At 71.8% G+C, this 18380-nt stretch carries 13 protein-coding genes; 6 read left to right on the forward strand and 7 right to left on the reverse strand.

Annotated elements, in window-relative coordinates; all coding sequences use genetic code 11:
* Positions 1-158: 158 nt before the first annotated feature.
* Together OG892_RS34985 and OG892_RS34990 are read left to right on the forward strand one after the other, a co-directional pair.
* Complete coding sequence (locus OG892_RS34985; RefSeq protein ID WP_371631191.1) at positions 159-1496, forward strand: M14 family metallocarboxypeptidase; 1338 nt, start codon at positions 159-161, stop codon at positions 1494-1496.
* 74 nt (positions 1497-1570) lie between these two features.
* The gene (locus tag OG892_RS34990; RefSeq protein WP_371631192.1) at positions 1571-3319 is read left to right on the forward strand and encodes a BCCT family transporter; all 1749 of its coding nucleotides are present in this window, start codon (positions 1571-1573) and stop codon (positions 3317-3319) included.
* A gap of 34 nt (positions 3320-3353) precedes the next feature.
* Here the strand turns inward: OG892_RS34990 and OG892_RS34995 are convergent, their stop codons facing one another.
* Entirely contained in the window at positions 3354-4277 is a 924-nt protein-coding gene (locus OG892_RS34995; RefSeq protein WP_371631193.1) for an FAD-dependent oxidoreductase, read from the reverse strand.
* Between the two features lie 126 nt (positions 4278-4403).
* Here OG892_RS34995 and OG892_RS35000 point away from each other — a divergent pair, with 126 nt between their 5' ends.
* The 4 genes from OG892_RS35000 (at position 4404) to OG892_RS35015 (ending at position 9707) form a co-directional block, all read left to right on the forward strand.
* A complete protein-coding gene (locus tag OG892_RS35000) occupies positions 4404-6041 on the forward strand; it encodes an ABC-F family ATP-binding cassette domain-containing protein (RefSeq protein ID WP_371631194.1) in 1638 nt (545 codons plus the stop codon).
* Positions 6042-6262: 221 nt separating this feature from the next.
* Positions 6263-7741, forward strand: a complete 1479-nt coding sequence (locus OG892_RS35005) for a chlorohydrolase family protein (RefSeq protein ID WP_371631195.1) — start codon at positions 6263-6265, stop codon at positions 7739-7741.
* Entirely contained in the window at positions 7738-8412 is a 675-nt protein-coding gene (locus OG892_RS35010; protein ID WP_073734409.1) for a GntR family transcriptional regulator, read from the forward strand. Before OG892_RS35005 ends, OG892_RS35010 begins: the two co-directional genes overlap by 4 nt.
* Before the next feature lie 83 nt (positions 8413-8495).
* Positions 8496-9707, forward strand: coding sequence for an amidohydrolase family protein (locus tag OG892_RS35015; protein ID WP_073734739.1), 1212 nt, complete (start codon positions 8496-8498; stop codon positions 9705-9707).
* Between the two features lie 68 nt (positions 9708-9775).
* On the opposite strand, the gene OG892_RS35020 is transcribed toward OG892_RS35015, so the two are convergent.
* The 6 genes from OG892_RS35020 to OG892_RS35045 all read right to left on the reverse strand — a co-directional run bounded on the left by OG892_RS35020 (position 9776) and on the right by OG892_RS35045 (position 18311).
* Positions 9776-10840, reverse strand: a complete 1065-nt coding sequence (locus OG892_RS35020) for an ABC transporter ATP-binding protein (RefSeq protein ID WP_371631196.1) — start codon at positions 10838-10840, stop codon at positions 9776-9778.
* Positions 10837-11907 (reverse strand): ABC transporter ATP-binding protein, encoded by a 1071-nt coding sequence (locus OG892_RS35025; RefSeq protein ID WP_371631197.1) that lies wholly within the window; start codon positions 11905-11907, stop codon positions 10837-10839. The genes OG892_RS35020 and OG892_RS35025 overlap by 4 nt, the downstream gene beginning before the upstream one ends.
* On the reverse strand, positions 11904-12824 hold the full coding sequence (locus tag OG892_RS35030; RefSeq protein WP_328864610.1) for an ABC transporter permease: 921 nt from the start codon (positions 12822-12824) through the stop codon (positions 11904-11906). The genes OG892_RS35025 and OG892_RS35030 overlap by 4 nt, the downstream gene beginning before the upstream one ends.
* Positions 12821-13795 (reverse strand): ABC transporter permease, encoded by a 975-nt coding sequence (locus OG892_RS35035; RefSeq protein ID WP_107421718.1) that lies wholly within the window; start codon positions 13793-13795, stop codon positions 12821-12823. Before OG892_RS35035 ends, OG892_RS35030 begins: the two co-directional genes overlap by 4 nt.
* Positions 13792-15402, reverse strand: coding sequence for an ABC transporter substrate-binding protein (locus OG892_RS35040; protein ID WP_371631198.1), 1611 nt, complete (start codon positions 15400-15402; stop codon positions 13792-13794). The genes OG892_RS35035 and OG892_RS35040 overlap by 4 nt, the downstream gene beginning before the upstream one ends.
* 422 nt (positions 15403-15824) lie before the next feature.
* Positions 15825-18311, reverse strand: a complete 2487-nt coding sequence (locus OG892_RS35045) for a Tex family protein (protein WP_371631199.1) — start codon at positions 18309-18311, stop codon at positions 15825-15827.
* Positions 18312-18380 lie beyond the last annotated feature (69 nt).

Genomic DNA, 18380 nt, shown 5'->3' on the forward strand with positions numbered 1-18380 from the left:
GACCTGGCGCGGTGCGGCGACCGGGGTATCCCGCCGCGCGGACGCGGGCTCGGGGGCCCGGGTCGGCCCCGGGCCCCGTCGTGCGGGCGCCGGGCCTCGTCGTGCGGGTATCGGCCCGATACCTGTCGCGCGGGCGCCCGGCACGGTACCTTCCGGCCATGCCGAGACGTGCACGGGGTGACCGCGCGCCGGACGGACGCAGCCGGTGGGTGGGCCGTCGCCGGGTCCGCGGCCTCGTGCACGCGGCCGTCGCCACCGCGCTGGCCGGCGCGCTGCTCACGGGCTCCGCCGAGGCCGCGCGGACCCCGCCGCGTACCGGATTCGAAACCGCCGACGGGGCGCGCTGGACCTCCCCGGCCGGGGAGCGCTCGCTGCTCGCGGCCGTTGGTCGACGCGGCGACCGGGTCTCCGTGGAGCGGATCGGTACGACGGAGCAGCGCCGCCCGTTGCGGCTCGTCCGGATCGGCAGTCGGCGTCCGGGCGCGCTCACCGTGCTCCTCGTGTGCAGCCAGCACGGCAACGAACCGGCGGCCCGTGAGGCCTGTCTGACGATGGTCCGCGACCTGGGATACGCCAGGGACCGGGCCACCCGTGACTTCCTCGCCCGCACCGAGATCCTCGTCGTTCCCACCGCCAACCCCGACGGCAGCGCCGCAGGCACCCGGGGCAACTCGGACGGCATGGACATCAACCGCGACCACATCGCGCTGCGCACCGCCGAGGGCCGCGCCATCGCGGCGGTGCTCCGGGACCACGCGCCCGAGGTGGTCTACGACCTGCACGAGTACGGCGCCGGCCCGCCGTATTACGACAAGGACCTGACCGTGCTGTGGCCCCGCAACCCCAACGTCGACGACCGGGTGCGCGACGAGTCCAAGCTCCTGGCCGCACGCTATGTGCGCCCGGCCGCCCGGTCCGCCGGACACGGCAGTGGGCTCTACGGCGTCTGGACGGACCCGGTCACCGGCCGGCCGGTCAAGCAGACGGCGGGCGACGGGCAGGAGCGCATCCTGCGTAACGCGGCGGGTGTCAAACACGCGGTGGCCCTGCTCGTCGAATCCCGCGTGGACCCGCTCACCGGCGCAGAGCGGGACGACCCCGCGGTCAACAACCGGCGCAGGGTGCACTCCCAACTCGCCGCGCTCAAAGGGCTTTTCTCCTACGTCGAGGAACGGCGCGGTGTGATCGCCGCCGCCACCGCCGGTTCCCGGGCGGCCGGTGCGTCCGGCCGGGGGCCGGTCCTGCTGGGCGGGGCCGACAACGAGGCCCCGGAGCCCGGCGACGTCCTCGCGCGGCCACCCTGCGGTTACCGGCTCACGGCGGCCGGGTTCGCCGCGGTCGGGGACGAACTCGCCCTGCACGGCGTCGCCTCCCGGCCCGACGGTGACGGTGCGTACGTACCACTGGACCAGCCGGCCCGGAGGCTGATCCCGCTCCTGCTGGACGCACGTGCGGCATACCACCTCATAAACGGTCAAGCCGATACCGCTTGTTGATCCCGGAAGATGTGCGCCGCGTGTGGTACTGCCTACGGAGAGCGAAACTTCAGCTTCCGTGAAAGGTGCCTTTCGTGTCGCAGGACGATCAGAGAACGGGCGGCAGGGGGGATCTGTCGGTGACGGCGGATCTGCCCGGCGGCCCGACCCAGGGCCGGCGCCCCACGACCGACCGGGTGGTGTTCGGAGTCACCGCCGTCCTCACCCTCGCCTTCGTGGTCTGGGGTGCCACCGCCACCGACTCGCTGGAGGACGTCTCCAGCACGCTGCTCAACGGCCTCATGCACAACGGCGGTTGGGCCTTCATGCTGGCCGCCTCCGGGTTCGTGGTCTTCGCGCTCTGGCTCGCCATCAGCCGCTACGGAAAGATCACCCTCGGCCAGGAGGGCGAGGAGCCGGAGTTCCGGACCGTGTCCTGGGTCGCCATGATGTTCAGCGCCGGCATGGGCATCGGCCTGATGTTCTACGGAGTGAGCGAGCCCCTGGCGCACTTCGTCCACCATCCGCCCGGCACCCATCCCGCGGACGCCGCGGAGGCGATGCAGACCGCGATGGCCACCACCCTCTTCCACTGGACGCTCCACCCCTGGGCGATCTACGCGGTGGTCGGTCTCGCCATCGCCTACAGCACCTTCCGGCGCCGCAGGCGGCAGACGATCAGTGCCGTCTTCGAACCGCTCATCGGCGCCCGGCACGCCCACGGCGGCGTCGGCAGGCTGATCGACATCCTCGCCATCTTCGCCACGCTCTTCGGCTCGGCCGCCTCGCTCGGCCTGGGCGCACTCCAGATCGGCAGCGGATTCCACGAACTGAACTGGAAGGAGAAGACCGGTACCGGGCTGCTCGTCCTGATCATCGCCGTGCTGACCGTGGCCTTCGTCGCCTCGGCGATCTCCGGCGTGGAGAAGGGCATCCAGTGGTTGTCCAACATCAATATGGTGCTCGCCCTGATCCTCGCCGTGTTCGTGTTCATCGCGGGCCCCACCATCATCGTGCTCGACCTGCTGCCCACCTCGATCGCCGCCTACATCGGTGATCTGCCCCAGCTCGCCGGACGCACGGAGGCGACCGGCGAGGGCGAGGTCGCCGACTGGCTCAGCAGCTGGACCGTCTTCTACTGGGCCTGGTGGATCTCCTGGACCCCGTTCGTCGGCATGTTCATCGCCAGGATCAGCCGTGGCCGGACGATCCGCCAGTTCATCGGCGGGGTCATCCTGGTCCCCAGCACGGTCAGCCTGGTCTGGTTCGCGATCTTCGGCGGCACCGCCATCAAGCTCCAGGAGGCCGGCAAGCTCGATGGCGCCGACACCCAGGAGGCCCAGCTCTTCGGCGTGCTCCAGCAGTTCCCCATCCCCACGGTGATGAGTCTGCTCGTGATGATCCTGGTCGGCATCTTCTTCGTGTCGGGCGCCGACGCCGCGTCCATCGTGATGGGCACCCTGTCCCAGAAGGGCATCCTCGAACCGGCCAAGTGGGTCGTCGTCTTCTGGGGCGTCACCACCGGTGCGGTGGCGGCGGTCATGCTGCTGATCGGGAACGGCAAGGGCGACGCGCTGGCCGGTCTGCAGAACCTGACCATCCTGGTGGCCGCGCCCTTCACCATCGTCATGCTCGGGATGTGTGTGGCCCTGATGCGGGACCTGCGCGAGGACCCGCTCATCGTGCGACGCGAGTTCGGGGTGGAGGCGGTCGAGTCCGCCGTCATCGAGGGCCACGCGAAGTACGACGGCGACTTCGAGATCCGGATCGGCCCAGGCGGCAGCCAGATCACCACCGAACGCGACGGTGACAAGCCCGGCGGTTCGAGCCCGGCCGCCGACTGAGCGGGGCGCCCGCCGGCTCCGTGCGGGCGCCTCCTCAGTCCACCAGCCGGGCCGCCGCCTCCGCGCAGCCCAGGGCCACGGTCACCCCCGCGCCGCCGTGCCCGTAGTTGTGCACCAGGCGCCCGCCGCCGGGCAGCGGCTCGGCCTCGATGCGGACCCCCGCGTCCCGGGCCGGCCGCAGCCCCACCCGGTGCCCGATGACCCGCGCGCCGGCGATCTCCGGCCGGACCCGGGCGCACCGTGCCACGATCTCCCCGGCCACACGGGGATCGGGCACGGTGCGCCAGTCGTCCGTGCCGGCGGTGCCGCCGAGCACCAGCCGGCCCGGCTGCGGGAAGAAGTACGTCGTCGCGTCGGATGCCGGGTCGGCCTCGGTGAACCACTCCTCGATCCCCGGGTTCTCCACCATGACCAGCTGACCGCGCACGGGCCGCATACCGGTGTCGGGGACCAGCTCACGGGCACCGAGCCCCGTGCAGTTGACCACCGTCGCGGCCTCGGCGGCGGCCTCGTCGAAGGAGCTGACCGTACGCCGCTCGACCGAGCCCCCGGCGGCCCTGACCTGTTCCTCAAGCCAGTCGAGGTGCACCGGCATGTCGATCAGCGGCAGTCGGCACCGCAGCCCCTCGGCGCTCTCCACCACATCCTTCAGCTCCCGGGCCCACGCCCCGAGCGCCGCGAGACGCTCGCCCCGGTGCAGGCCGCTGACCAGCCGTACCCCGGTCTCCGAGGGCCGGGCGGCCAGCTCCGCGTACCAGCTCAGCGAGGCCAGAGACCAGTCCCCGACCCGGTCCTGCGGCTCTATCCGGTACGGCCACCACAGGGCCCCCGCCACCGCGGAGGTCGTGGCCGCGGCGGGCTGCCGGGACCAGACCCGCACCCGGTGACCGCGTCCGGCCAGTACCACCGCTGTGGTGAGGCCGCTGACCCCACCGCCCACCACGATCACTTCCGACACTGCCGCACCGCCGCTCGTCTCTGCCCGGTCCACCCGATTCAGGGGAAGGACCCTAGCCGAGGCGAACGGGCCTGGCGATGCTCCGGGCGACCGGCGCCCCGGGCGCCGATTAGGATCGACCTCCTGATGACTGCCACCCTCGTCGCCAAGGACCTCGCCGCCGGACACGGCGACCGCACTCTCTTCGCCGAACTCGACCTCGTGGTCGCTCCCGGTGATGTGATCGGTCTCGTCGGAGTCAACGGCGCCGGAAAATCGTCGCTCCTGCGCCTGCTCGCCGGGCTCGACCAGCCGGAGGAGGGGGAGCTGCGGCTCTCCCCGCCCACCGCCACCGTCGGCCACCTCCCGCAGGAACCGGAGCGGCGCCCCGAGGAGACGGTGCGGGAGTTCCTGGCCCGCCGGACCGGAGTCGCCGAGGCCCAGTCGACGATGGACGCCGCCACCCAGGCCCTCGTGGACGGGGCACCCGGCTCCGACGACGCGTACTCCGAGTCGCTGGAACGCTGGCTCGCCCTCGGCGGCGCCGACCTGGACGAACGGGCCGAGGAGGTGGCCGCGGAGCTCGGGCTGACTGTCGGCCTCGACCTGCCGATGACCACCCTCTCAGGCGGCCAGGCGGCCCGCGTGGGCCTCGCCTCGCTGCTGCTCTCCCGTTACGACATCTTCCTGCTCGACGAACCCACCAACGACCTCGACCTCGACGGCCTGGAACGGCTCGAACGGTACGTCTCCGGGCTCCGCGCCGGCACGGTCGTCATCAGTCACGACCGCGAGTTCCTGATGCGCACGGTCACCAAGGTCCTCGAACTCGACCTCGCCCAGCAGCAGATCAACCTCTACGGCGGCGGCTACGCCGCCTACCTGGAGGAGCGCGAGCGGGCCCGCAGGCACGCCCGGGAGGAGTTCGAGGAGTTCGCGGACAAGCGCTCCGCGCTCGAAGGCCGCGCCCTCATGCAGCGCTCCTGGATGGACAAGGGCGTCAGGAACGCGCGCCGCAAGGCCGGCGACTCCGACAAGATGGCCCGCAAGTTCCGGAGCGAGTCGAGCGAGAAGCAGGCCGCGAAGGCCCGCCAGACCCAGCGCATGATCGAGCGGCTCGATGTCGTGGAGGAGCCGCGCAAGGAGTGGGAGCTGCGGATGGAGATCGCCTCCGCCCCGCGCTCCGGCTCCGTCGTGGCGACCCTGCGCGAGGCGCGGGTCACACTCGGGGACTTCGCGTTCGGCCCGGTCTCGCTCCAGATCGACTGGGCGGACCGGATCGCCATCACCGGAGCCAACGGCGCCGGGAAGTCGACGCTGCTCGCCGCCCTGCTCGGCCGCCTCCCGCTGGACTCGGGGCACGCGAGCCTGGGCTCCGGCGTGGTGGTGGGGGAGGTGGACCAGGCGCGGAAGCTGTTCCACGGCACGGAATCGCTGCTGGAGGCGTTCTGCGCGGCCGTCCCCGACACGGAACTGGCCGAGGTCCGCACGCTCCTCGCCAAATTCGGCCTGCGCGCCGATCACGTGATGCGCCCCGCGACCACCCTCTCCCCGGGCGAGCGGACCCGCTCCGCGCTCGCCCTGCTCCAGGGCCGGGGCGTCAACCTCCTTGTCCTGGACGAGCCCACGAACCACCTCGACCTGCCGGCGATCGAGCAGCTGGAGTCGGCGCTCGACTCGTACAAGGGGACGCTGCTGCTGGTCACGCACGACCGCCGGATGCTGGAGGCGGTCCGCACGACGCGCCGCGTCGAGGTGGCGGCGGGACGGCTGACGGAGAGCTGAGACCGGAGAGCCCGGTCGACCGTGCTGGTATGCCAAATGCGGTGAGCGTGAATCCCCTGTGCTTCGAGTGAGGCTTGAATTCCGACTTATTTCTCATAACTCCTGAAGGTGCGGGCACTTGGTATGCCAAGTGTTAGTGTCGCCTTGTTCCGGCCCGGGAGTCGCCGTTCCCGTCGCCCGGCCGGAACGCGACCGGTATACCCGCACCCGCAGGAGGCCCCGTGCGAACCCGCTGGCGTGCCACCCACGTCCTCGCCCACCGCGACGGCGGCCACGCGCTCCTGCGGGACGGCGAGATCGTGTGGGAGGGCGACACGATCAGCTACGTCGGACGCGGCTACGACGGCCCCGTCGACGCCGAACTGGACCTGGGCGAGGCCCTGGTGATGCCCGGACTCATCGACCTCGACGCGCTCACCGACATCGACCACCTGGTCCTGGACTCCTGGACGCCGCCCGACCGAGCCGCCGGACTCCTCTGGTCGCAGGAGTACTTCGACCACCGCAGGCACGACGTCCTCACCCCGGCGGAACGGGCCACCGTCCGCGAGTACGCCCTGGTCCAGCTGGCCCTGCACGGCATCACCACGTACATGCCCATCGCCTCCGAGGTCCACAGCGCCTGGGCCGAGCCGTACGACGAACTCGTCACCATGGCCGAGACCTCCCGGCGCATCGGACTGCGCGGCTACCTGGGCCCCGCCTACCGCTCCGGCGTCAACGTGGCCCGCCCCGACGGCGGGCGGCACGTCGCCTTCGAAGAGGAGCGGGGCCGCGCCGGACTGCGGGACGCCGAGCGCTTCCTCGACCACACCGCCGAGCTGGGCGACCCGCTCGTCAACGGGGTCCTGCTGCCCTGCCGCATCGAGACGCTCACCGAGGAGCTGCTGCGCGAGACCGCCGCGCTCGCGCGACGCCGCGACGTCCCCGTACGCCTGCACTGCCTCCAGGGCCTGCACGAACGCGACCTCGTACGGGAGACGCACCACGCCACCCCGCTGGAACTGCTGGCCCGCACCGGCCTCCTGGACACCCGGCTGCTCGTGCCGCACGGCGTCTTCACCGACCGCCACCCCTCGGTCCACGGTGAGGACCGGGGCGAACTGGCCACCCTCGCCGGGGCCGGTGTCTCCGTCATCCACTGCCCGCAGACCTCGCTGCGCTACGGACAGGTCCTGCACTCCTTCGGCGCCTACCGGCGCGCGGGCATCAACCTCTGCCTGGGCACCGACTCCTTCCCGCCCGACCTGATCCGGGGCATGGACACGGGCGTCCACCTCGCGAAGACCGCCGACGGCCGGGCGGACGCCGCACCCGCCGAGCACTACGTCGAGGCGGCCACCCTCGGCGGGGCCCGCGCGCTGGGCCGCGACGACCTCGGACGGCTGGAGCGCGGTGCGCAGGCGGACCTGGTCGCGTTCCGGCTCGACGACATCCGCGACGGCGTCCAGGACGACCCCGTCCGCACCTTCCTGCTCAACGGCACCGCCCGGCAGGCCACCCACTCAGTCGTGGCGGGACGCCCCGTCATGACCGACGGCCGTATCCCCGGCACCGACCTGGCCAACCTGCGCCGCCGGGCACAGGAACTCTTCGAGAGGATGCGTGAGGGCTACGCCGAGCGCGACGTGCACCGCCGGAGTGCCGACGCGCTGTTCCCGCCGACCTTCCCGCCGTTCGAGGAGACGACATCACGATGACGACGACCGAATCGCCCGACGCCAGTGAGTCCCACGCGGACCACGCCGAGCACACGATCCGGGCCGGCATCCTGTCCGGCACCTACCCGCCCGGTTCCCGGCTGCGGGAACGCGAACTCTCCGAGGCCCTGGGCTTCTCCCGTATCCCCGTCCGTGAAGCACTCACCCGGCTGACCGGCGAAGGCCTCGTCGTGATCTCCCCGCGGCGCGGCGCCTCCGTACGCAACCTCTCGCTGCGCGATGTCGCGGAACTCTTCGACCTGCGCCTGAGCCTGGAGGTGTTCGCCGCCCGCAGGGCCGCGGAGGCCTGCGCGGCCGGACGCGGCGGCGACCGGCTGCGCGCCCTCATGGAGGCGGCGCAGGACGCCACCCGGCGCGGCGACGCCCACGAGATCCCGGCCGCCAACACCGCGCTGCACGCCGAGATCGTCGCGATGACCGGCAACCGGCTGCTCCAGGACGCGCTCCAGCCCTCACTCGGCCTGGTGCAGTGGCTGTTCACCCTCACCGGCGGCCTCGACCCGAGCGTCCAGTGCGCCGAGCACCAGGACATCTGCGCCGCCATCTACGCGGGCAAGCCCGATCTGGCCGACGCCCTCGCCTACGCGCACATCGAGCGCGGCCGGGGCCCGTCCCTGGCGAAGCTGGCCGAGGTGCTGCCGGCCGAGTGACCCGCCCGGCCGGCGCCGTCCGGTCCGGGCCCCGACCCACCCCGACCGCCGGCACCCGGCGGCCAACCGAGGAGATGCACCACATGCTGATCACAGACGTCCGTCCCTGGGGCGGCGAGCCCTGCGACATCGAGATCAAGGACGGCGTGATAGCGGCGATCACCCCGCACGACCCCGCCCGGACCGTCACGGGCGACACCGTGGCCGGCCGGGGGCGGCTCGCGCTGCCCTCGTTCTCAGACGTCCACTGCCACCTCGACTCCACCCGCATCGGGCTGCCCTTCCGCCCCCACACGGGCAAGCCCGGCGTCTGGGGCATGACGATGAACGACCGCGCGCACTGGCGCGAGGACGAGTGGACCGTCGCCCAGCGGGCCACCTACACCCTGGGCCGCATGATCGAGCGCGGCACGACCCGGGTGCGCAGCTACGCGCAGATCGACGCGGACTGCGGACTGGAGCGCTTCGAGGGAGTCCTCGCGGCCAAGGAGGCGCACGCCGGCCGGTGCGAGGTCGAGATCATGGCCTTCCCGCAGGCCGGCCTCTTCAAGGAGAAGGGCGTGCCGGAGCTGATGGACCAGGCACTGGCCTCCGGCGCGGCCGTGGTCGGCGGCATCGACCCGTGCACCCTGGACCGCGACCCCGTCCGCCACCTCGACGTCGTCTTCGGTCTGGCCGAGCGCCACCAGGCGCCGATCGACATCCACCTGCACGAGCCCGGCGCACTCGGCGTGTTCAGCGTCGACCTCATCCTGGAGCGGGTGCGCGCCCTCGGCATGGCCGGGCAGGTCACGCTCTCGCACGCCTACGAACTCGGCACCGTGGACGAGGCGACGACGCGGCGCCTCACCGAGGAGTTCGCGGAGCTGGACATCGCGATGGCGACCATCGCCCCGGCCCAGCAGCAGCACGCCCTTCCGCTGGCCGGGCTCACCGCCGCCGGAGTGCGGGTCGGCCTGGGCGAGGACGGCCAGCGCGACTTCTGGTCCCCGTACGGCAACGGCGACATGCTGGACCGCACCTGGCAGCTCGCCTTCACCAACCGCTACCGGGCCGACGAGCTGATCGAGCACTGCGTGGCCGTCGCCACCCGGGGTGGCCACTCGATCCTCCAGGGCGGTCCGGAGCGACTGACGTCCGTCGCGGACCGGCCGGGCGTCGCCGTGGGTGACCCCGCCGATCTGCTGCTGGTCGAGGGCGAGACCGTCGCCTCCGCCGTGATGGACCGCAGCGACGACCGCACGGTCCTGCACGCGGGCCGCGTCGTCGCCGACGGCCTGGAGCTCGTCGGCTGACCCCGGCCACGAACGCCGGAGCCCGTCCACCACGAGGTGGACGGGCTCCTTGGAATCCGGCAGCGGTGCTACGCGGCCGGCTTCGCGGCGTCCGGCACGGTGCCGTCGTCCGCGACCAGGTGGCACGCCACCTGACGAGGGGCCGGAGAGTCCGCCGTTCCCGGCAGTGTGCGCAGCTCGGGTGCCTCCGTACGGCATCGCGCGGTGGCCAGCGGGCACCGCGTGTGGAAGTGGCAGCCGGGCGGCGGGTCCAGCGGGCTCGGGAGGTCGCCGCCGAGCACGATCCGGCTGCGGCCACGCTGCTCGGCCGGGTCGGGCACCGGCGCCGCGGAGAGCAGCGCCTGCGTGTACGGGTGCTTCGGCGAGGCGAACAGCTCGGCGGCCGGGGCCTGTTCGACGATCCGGCCCAGGTACATCACCGCGATGCGGTCCGCCAGGTACTCCACGGCCGCGAGGTCGTGGGTGATGAACAGGCAGCCGAAGCCCCGGTCGCGCTGGAGGTCCGCGAGGAGGTTGAGGACGGACGCCTGCACGGACACGTCGAGCGCGGAGGTCGGCTCGTCGGCCACCAGCAGGTCGGGGGCGACCGACAGCGCACGGGCGATCGACACCCGCTGGCGCTGGCCACCGGACAGCTCATGGGGATTGCGGTCCGCGATCTCGGGCCGCAGACCCACCTGCGCGAGGAGCTCGTCCACCCGGCGCGAGGCCTCGGCGCGGTTCGCCAGACCGTGCAGCCGCAGCGGCTCCGCGATGATCTGACGTATCGTCATCCTGGGGTTCAGGGAGGACGACGGGTCCTGGAACACCAGATGGAAATCCTTGCGCAGCGGCCGCAGTTCACGCGGCGAGAGCGCGGTGATGTCTCTGCCGTTGATCTCCACACTGCCACCGGTCGGCCGGTCCAGGCGCACCACGCACCGCCCCACCGTCGACTTGCCGCTGCCCGACTCCCCGACGAGGCCCACGACCTCGCCGGGCATGATCGTCAACGACACCCCGTCCACCGCCTTCACGGAGCCGCCGGACCCGTCGAAGTGCCGCTTCAGATCGTGCACGGCCAGTACCGGAGTGCCGGAGCCCGGAGTGCTGGAGCCCGGGGTGCGGGCGGGTGGGACGAGGCTGGCGCTCATCGGTCGGTTCCCTTGCTCGCGGCGGGTCGTGACGGGGCGGACCCGGCCGCACCGGCCGGGTGGTGACAGGCGATCAGATGAGTGCCGGCGGACCGGCTCAGCGGCGGGCGGTCCGTCAGGCAGTCCGCCTCCGCGAAGGCGCAGCGCGGGGCGAAGCTGCACCCCGCGGGCTGCTCGCGCAGATCGGGCACCAGGCCGGGGATCTCGTTGAGCCGGTCCCTGCCGTTCGCACCCCGGCTGCCGGGACGCAGTACGGCCCCGAGCAGGCCCCGGGTGTAGGGGTGCTGCGGAGAGGCGAACAGCTCGTCCACCGAGGCCTGTTCGACCGGGCGGCCCGCGTACATCACCAGGACCCGGTCGGCGGTGTCCGCGACGACCCCGAGGTCGTGCGTGATCAGCACGATCGCGGTACCGAGCCGGTCCCGGAGCGAGCGGAGCACATCGAGGATGCCCGCCTGCACGGTCACGTCGAGGGCGGTCGTCGGCTCGTCGGCGATCAGGACCGCGGGGTCGCACGCGACGGCGATCGCGATCATCACGCGCTGCCGCATCCCGCCGGACAGCTGGTGCGGGTACTCGTCGACCCGCTTATGCGGGGCGGGGATGCCGACGATGCCGAGCAGTTCGACGGCCCGCTCCCTGGCCTCGCTCCGGCCGAGCCCCTGGTGGCGGCGGAGCACCTCGGTGATCTGCCGGCCGATGGTGAGCACCGGGTTGAGCGAGGTCATCGGCTCCTGGAAGATCATCGAAAGCCGGCGGCCGCGCAGCGAGCGCAGCCTCTTCTCCGGCGCGCCGACCAGCTCCTGGCCGTCCAGCGTGATGGACCCGCCGATCCGGGCGGTCGGCGGGAGCAGCCCCATCACGGCCATGGAGGTGACGGACTTGCCGCAGCCGGACTCGCCGACCACGGCCAGCACCTCGCCGGGCGCCAGTTCGTAGGAGACACCGTCCACGGCGTGCACGGTGCGCTCCGCGCCGTGGAAGGAGACCGTGAGATCGCGGACCCGCAGGACCGGCTCCGCGCTGCGCGCGGCGGCGGTCGCGGTGGACGTTTCGACTTCGGTCACCGGGAACCTCCGCGGGGGTCGAGGATGTCGCGCACGCCGTCACCGAGCAGGTTGAACGCCAGAGTGGCGAGCACGATGACGAGACCGGGGAAGACCGCCATCCAGGGGGCGTCCGCGATGAACGGCTGGGCGCTGGAGAGCATCACGCCGAGCGAGGGCGAGGGCGGCTGCACCCCGAGACCGAGGAAGCTGAGCACCGCCTCGCCGATGATCGCGGACGGGATGCCCACGGTGGCCTGCACGATGAGGGTCGAGGTGGCGTTCGGCAGGATGTGGCGGAACAGGATCACGCCGTCGCCGCCGCCGTTGGCCGTCGCGGCACCGACGTAGTCCAGGTGCTTGAGCCGCAGGGTCTCCGCACGGGTGACGCGCACGATGCCCGGGATCTGCGAGATGCCGATCGCGATGGTCGCGTTCTCCAGGGACGGGCCCATCACCGCGGCGAGTCCCACGGCCAGTACCAGGAACGGGAACGCCAGCATGGTGTCGGTCAGCCGGGAGACCGCCGTGTCGGCGAACTTCCCGTAGTAGCCGGCCACCAGCCCGAGCGGGACGGCGACGACGAAGGCCAGCAGCACGGCCAGCACTCCGACCTGCATGGACGCGGTGACACCGACGAGCACCCGGGACAGCTGGTCGCGGCCCAGGTCGTCGGTGCCCAGCCAGTGCGACCAGCTGGGCTCCCGCAGCGCCGCGTCGAAGTCCGGCAGCGCCGGGTCGTACGGGGCGATGAGCGGGGCGATCAGGGCGACGAGGACGAACACCGCGGAGAGCACCGCGCCCACGAGCGCCAGCCGGTTGCGCCGCAGCCGGCGCAGCGAGGTGGCGAGGCGCGCCGCACGGGTGGGCGGCCGGGACGCGGGAGGTGCCGTGGCGGCCGGCGCGGGCGCCGCCGCCGTCGACGGGGAGAGGGTCATCGGGAACCTCCGAGCCGGATGCGCGGGTCGACGACCGAGTACAGGAAGTCGACCAGCAGATTGATCAGGATGTAGGCGGCCGAGGTGAACAGCACGACGCCCTGCACCATGGCGTAGTCACGGGTGAAGACCGCGTCGATGGTGAGCTTGCCGAAGCCGGGCAGCACGAAGACCTGCTCGGTGACGACGGCCCCGGAGATCAGATGGCCGAGCTGCAGGCCCAGCACGGTGATCACGGTGACGAGCGAGTTGCGCAGCCCGTGCCGGCCGATCACCGCGGCCGGGGACAGCCCCTTGGCGCGTGCGGTGCGCACGTAGTCCGAGGACATCGCGTCGATCATCGCGGCCCTGGTCTGGCGCATCACCACCGCGGCCAGGCCGGAGCCGAGCACGATGGCGGGCAGCACCAGTCGCCGCAGGTTCTCCAGCGGATCGGTGCTGAACGGTACGAAGCCGGAGGCCGCGAACACCGGCATGGCGATGGCGAACACCAGCACCAGCACGATGCCCAGCCAGAAGGCGGGGATCGACATGCCGAGCAGGGCGATGCCGTTGGCCAGCCACTCCTCCGGCTTGCCGCGCCGCACGGCGGCCATGACCCCGGCCCCGATGCCGACGACCACGGCCATCAGCAGGGACAGCGCGGCCAGCTCCAGCGTGATGGGCAGGGCCTGGGTGATGGAGTCGAGCACCGGCAGCCCGGTGCGGGCCGAGGTGCCGAAGTCGCCCGTGGCCGCGTTGCTGACGTAACGCCAGTACTGGACGGCGATGTTGTCGTCGAGCCCGTACTCGGAGCGGATCGCGGCCAGCACCTCCGGGGAGGTCTGCTCACCGGCGAGCGCCTGAGCGGTGTCGCCGGGCATCGCGCGGACCCCGAGGAACACGGTGATGCTGACCAGCACCATCGTCACCAGCGACTGGCCGATACGGCGGCTCACGTACGACGTGAGCAGTCTGCGGAGGGTGGTCACCGGCTCCCCTTCGTGTATCCGGCTTCCTTGACCCTGATCAGGCCGTCACCGGAGAGCTTGATGCCGCTCACGTCCTGCGAGGCGGAGACGTAACTGATGTTGCGGTAGAGGTAGATGACCCCGTGCTGCTTGTTGATCGCGGCGGTGAGCTCGCGGTAGATCTCGCGGCGCTTGGCCACATCGGAGGTGCTGCGCCCCTGGACGATCAGCCGGTCGATCGTCGGGTCGGAGAGCTTGCCCTGGTTGTTGCTGCCCGTCGTGCCGACGAGGCTGTCGATGTTGCCCGCGGGGTCGGGCTGACCGCCCCAGCCGCCGGTCCTCGCCTGGAAGTCGCCCGCCAGGGTCCGGGTCAGCCCGGTCGCGAACTCGGTCGGGCGGAGCTTGACGTCGAAGCCGGCGTCGGCGGCCATGGCCTGCACGACCTGGCCCAGACGGCTGTCCTCCGGGGTGGTGTTGATCATCAGCTCCAGCGGCACCGGCGTCTTCACCCCGGCCGCCTTCAGCAGCCGCTCGGCCTTCGCCACGTCGCGTCCGGGGCAGGTGACCGGGGAGCTGAGGGGCGTCCCCGGCGGCACCGGGCCGCAGGCCGGTTCGTACATGCCCTGGAAGACCAGCTTGTTGATCAGCGCCCGGTCCAGCGACAGGTCGAAGGCCTCCCGGACCCGCACATCGCGGCCGAAGGGGCTGTCGACGGGGCTGGGGTCCTTGTCGATGCCGTGCGAGTTGGCGACGTTCAGGGTCAGCGCCATGTAGCCGAGCGACGGGGTGTTCAGGAGCTGGAGCCCCTTCTCGCCCATCGAGTTGCGGACCTCGACCGGGCCCATCTGGTCACCGATCTGGACGTCACCGGAGCGGATGTTGGCCATCCGGATGCTGCCGTCGGTGATCGTCTTGTAGATGACGCCGTCGAGATGGACCTTGTCCGCGTCGTAGTAGAGCGGGTCCTTCTTCAGCTCGATCCGGTCCCCGACGACCCGCTTGACGTACTTGAACGGGCCGACGCAGGACGGATGGGTGGCGAAGTCGGCCCCGTACTCCTTGATCGCCTTCGGGGACATGATCAGCCCGGCGGTGTTGGCCAGCCGGCCCAGCAGCGGTACGTCGGGGTGGCTCAGCGAGAGCCGCACGGTGTACGGGCCGGTCGCCGTGACCTTCTCGACGGAGTCGATCTCGGAGGCCCGGCCGGAGCCCCGCAGGTGCAGGTGGCGGTCGAGCGAGGCCTTCACCGCGGCGGCGTCCAGCCGGGCACCGTCACTGAATCTGGCGCCCTTGCGGACGGTGAAGGTGAAGGTGCGCCCGCCGTCGGTGACCTTCGGCAGGGTGGCGGCCAGCTGCGGGACGAACTTGTTGTCCTGGTCGACGTCGTAGAGCTGTTCGCACATGGACGTGAACACGGTGCGGGCGACCAGCGTCGAGGTCAGGCTCGGGTCGAGCCTGTCGGGATCGGACTTCAGCCCGATCGTGACCGTGCCGCCGTCGCGCACGGGACGCATATCGGTCAGGCGCGGCTGAGCGGTGGTCTCCTTGCCGGGCGGCGAGAGCGAGCTGCATGCGGTGGTGATCGCCAGCAGTGCGGCCACCGACAGAGCGGCCGGAATTCGACGCATGGGATCAAGCCTCCTTGGGGACGGCAGGGGGGCAGGACGGCGCAACGAGTACCGACGTGGGTACACGTGGGCACTCGTTGAGCCGAACGGTATACCAGCGAACGTCCGGGCCTCTGGGCTGTCCACGACCGCGTTTGCCTGATTTGCAGGGGAATTTGGCGTACGAATGGGGCAAGTCGGCCGACAGAAATTTTCTACGGAATCGCCACTTGAGACCGACTTGGTATACCGGTATCGAAGCGGTCAGCCGGAGCGCGGGGAGGCCGACGGATGCGGGGGCGTGCGTCGGCCCCGGTCGTTGTACGTGTACCAGCGGCCGGAAACTGACCCTGGGCATGCGAAAGGGCGGGGTGGGGAGAAGGCCGCCTCAGGCGAACCCCTCCCCACCCCGCCCCGATGCCCCGGGCGGGCTCTCGCTCCCGCTACCGCTTCTTGCCGCCCTGCTTCGGATCCAGCAGCCCGGCCCGCCGAAGCGCGTCGGCCATCGCCCCGTTGGCCGGGGACGCGGCCGGAGCCGGCCGGCCGCCGCCATTGCCGCCGCCGCCCCCGCGCCGGTCGCGCCCCTGGCCGCCCTGGCCCTGGCCGCTCTGACCGCTCTGACCGCCCTGGCCCTGCCGCTGGCGCGGCGGGCGTCCGCCCCGCTCGCCGCCCGAGCCGGCCGGGGCGCCCGGACCGCCCGGACGGCCGGAACGGTCGGAACCGGAACCGGCCCGCGCGCCAGAACCCGAACCCGCACCGGCCTCGTCGTCCAGCCGCAGCGTCAACGAGATCCGCTTGCGCGGGATGTCGACCTCCATGACCTTGACCTTGACGACGTCACCCGGCTTCACGACGTCGCGCGGGTCCTTGACGAACGTCCTCGACATCGCGGACACGTGCACCAGGCCGTCCTGGTGCACCCCGACGTCCACGAACGCGCCGAACGCCGCGACGTTCGTCACGACCCCCTCCAGTACCATCCCGGACGCCAGGTCGCCGATCTTCTCGACGCCCTCCTTGAAGGTGGCCGTCTTGAACGCCGGACGCGGGTCGCGCCCCGGCTTCTCCAGCTCCTTCAGGATGTCGGTGACGGTCGGCAGCCCGAACTTCTCGTCCACGAAGTCATCGGCCCGCAGCGACCGCAGCACATCCGTGTTGCCGACCAGGGACGCGACGTCACCGCCCGTGCGCTTCACCATCGCCCGGACCACCGGGTACGCCTCCGGGTGCACGCTGGACGCGTCCAGCGGGTCGTCACCCCGGATCCGCAGGAAGCCCGCGCACTGCTCGTACGCCTTCGGGCCGAGCCTGGCCACGTCCTTGAGCCCCTTGCGGGAGTGGAACGGGCCGTTGGTGTCGCGGTGCGCGACGATGTTCTCCGCGAGCCCGGAACCGATGCCGGAGACCCGCGAAAGCAGCGGCGCCGACGCGGTGTTGACGTCGACTCCGACCCCGTTCACGCAGTCCTCGACGACCGCGTCCAGCGAGCGCGACAGCTTCACCTCCGACAGGTCGTGCTGGTACTGCCCGACCCCGATCGACTTCGGGTCGATCTTCACCAGCTCCGCCAGGGGGTCCTGGAGGCGGCGCGCGATCGAGACGGCGCCACGCAACGAGACGTCCATGTCCGGGAGTTCCTGCGAGGCGAAGGCGGACGCCGAGTACACGGAGGCGCCGGCCTCAGAGACCATCACCTTGGTGAGCTTCAACTCCGGGTGCTTCTCGCACAGTTCACCGGCGAGCTTGTCCGTCTCGCGCGATGCCGTGCCGTTGCCGATCGCGATCAGATCGACGTCGTGCGCCTTCGCCAGCTGCTCCAGCTTCGCCAGCGACTGGTCCCACTTGTTGGCCGGCACGTGCGGGTGGATCACATCGGTCGCGACGACCTTGCCGGTCGCGTCGACGACGGCGACCTTCACCCCGGTACGGAACCCCGGGTCGAGCCCCAGCGTGGCCCGGGTCCCGGCCGGTGCGGCGAGCAGCAGATCGCGCAGGTTCGACGCGAAGACGCGTACGGCCTCGTCCTCCGCCGCCGTGCGCAGCCTGAGGCGCAGGTCGATGCCGAGGTGGACCAGGATCCGGGTGCGCCAGGCCCAGCGCACCGTGTCGGCCAGCCACTTGTCCCCGGGGCGGCCGCGGTCGTTCACCCCGAAGCGCCGGGCGACCATGTTCTCGTACGACGAGGGGCCGGGCGTCTGAGACGGCTCCTCCGGCTCCAGGACGAGGTCGAGGACGTCCTCCTTCTCGCCCCGGAGCATCGCCAGCACCCGGTGCGAGGGCAGCGCGGTGAACGGCTCGGTGAAGTCGAAGTAATCCGCGAACTTGGCGCCGTCCTCCTCCTTGCCGTCCCGCACCTTCGCCACCAGCCGGCCCCGCGTCCACATGCGCTCACGCAGCTCGCCGGTCAGGTCGGCGTCCTCCGAGAACCGTTCGGCGAGGATGGCCCGCGCCCCCTCCAGGGCCGCCGCCGGGTCCGCGACGCCCTTGTCCGCGTCGACGAACGCCGAGGCCGCGACGAGCGGGTCCACCGACGGATCGTCGAGCAGACCCGAGGCGAGCGGTTCGAGCCCGGCCTCCCGGGCGATCTGCGCCTTCGTGCGCCGCTTCGGCTTGAACGGCAGATAGATGTCCTCAAGGCGCGCCTTCGTGTCGGCGGCCCGGATGCGCGCCTCCAGCGCGCTGTCCAGCTTGCCCTGCTCCCGTACGGATTCGAGGATCGCGGCACGGCGGTCCTCCAGCTCCCGCAGATACCGCAACCGCTCCTCGAGCGTGCGCAGCTGCGCGTCGTCGAGCATCTCGGTCGCTTCCTTGCGGTAGCGCGCGATGAACGGCACGGTCGATCCGCCGTCGAGCAGCTCGACGGCCGCCCTCACCTGTCGCTCCCGTACGCCGAGCTCCTCGGCGATCCTGCCTTCGATGGACGTCGTCACGGTTTTACCGACTCGCCTTCTCGTACTGGCTGTGCTGGTCGGGCCCCGGGGTCCGCGGTTCGGACCGGT

Source organism: Streptomyces sp. NBC_00341 (genome assembly GCF_041435055.1).
Classification (GTDB): domain Bacteria; phylum Actinomycetota; class Actinomycetes; order Streptomycetales; family Streptomycetaceae; genus Streptomyces.

Bases quoted from the DNA above. Each gene is read 5' to 3' on its own strand.
- OG892_RS34985 (WP_371631191.1), top strand. From the start codon at position 159: ATGCCGAGACGTGCACGGGGTGACCGCGCGCCGGACGGACGCAGCCGG.
- OG892_RS35000 (WP_371631194.1), top strand. From the start codon at position 4,404: ATGACTGCCACCCTCGTCGCCAAGGACCTCGCCGCCGGACACGGCGAC.
- OG892_RS35010 (WP_073734409.1), top strand. From the start codon at position 7,738: ATGACGACGACCGAATCGCCCGACGCCAGTGAGTCCCACGCGGACCAC.
- OG892_RS35015 (WP_073734739.1), top strand. From the start codon at position 8,496: ATGCTGATCACAGACGTCCGTCCCTGGGGCGGCGAGCCCTGCGACATC.
- OG892_RS35020 (WP_371631196.1), bottom strand. From the start codon at position 10,840: ATGAGCGCCAGCCTCGTCCCACCCGCCCGCACCCCGGGCTCCAGCACT.
- OG892_RS35030 (WP_328864610.1), bottom strand. From the start codon at position 12,824: ATGACCCTCTCCCCGTCGACGGCGGCGGCGCCCGCGCCGGCCGCCACG.
- OG892_RS35040 (WP_371631198.1), bottom strand. From the start codon at position 15,402: ATGCGTCGAATTCCGGCCGCTCTGTCGGTGGCCGCACTGCTGGCGATC.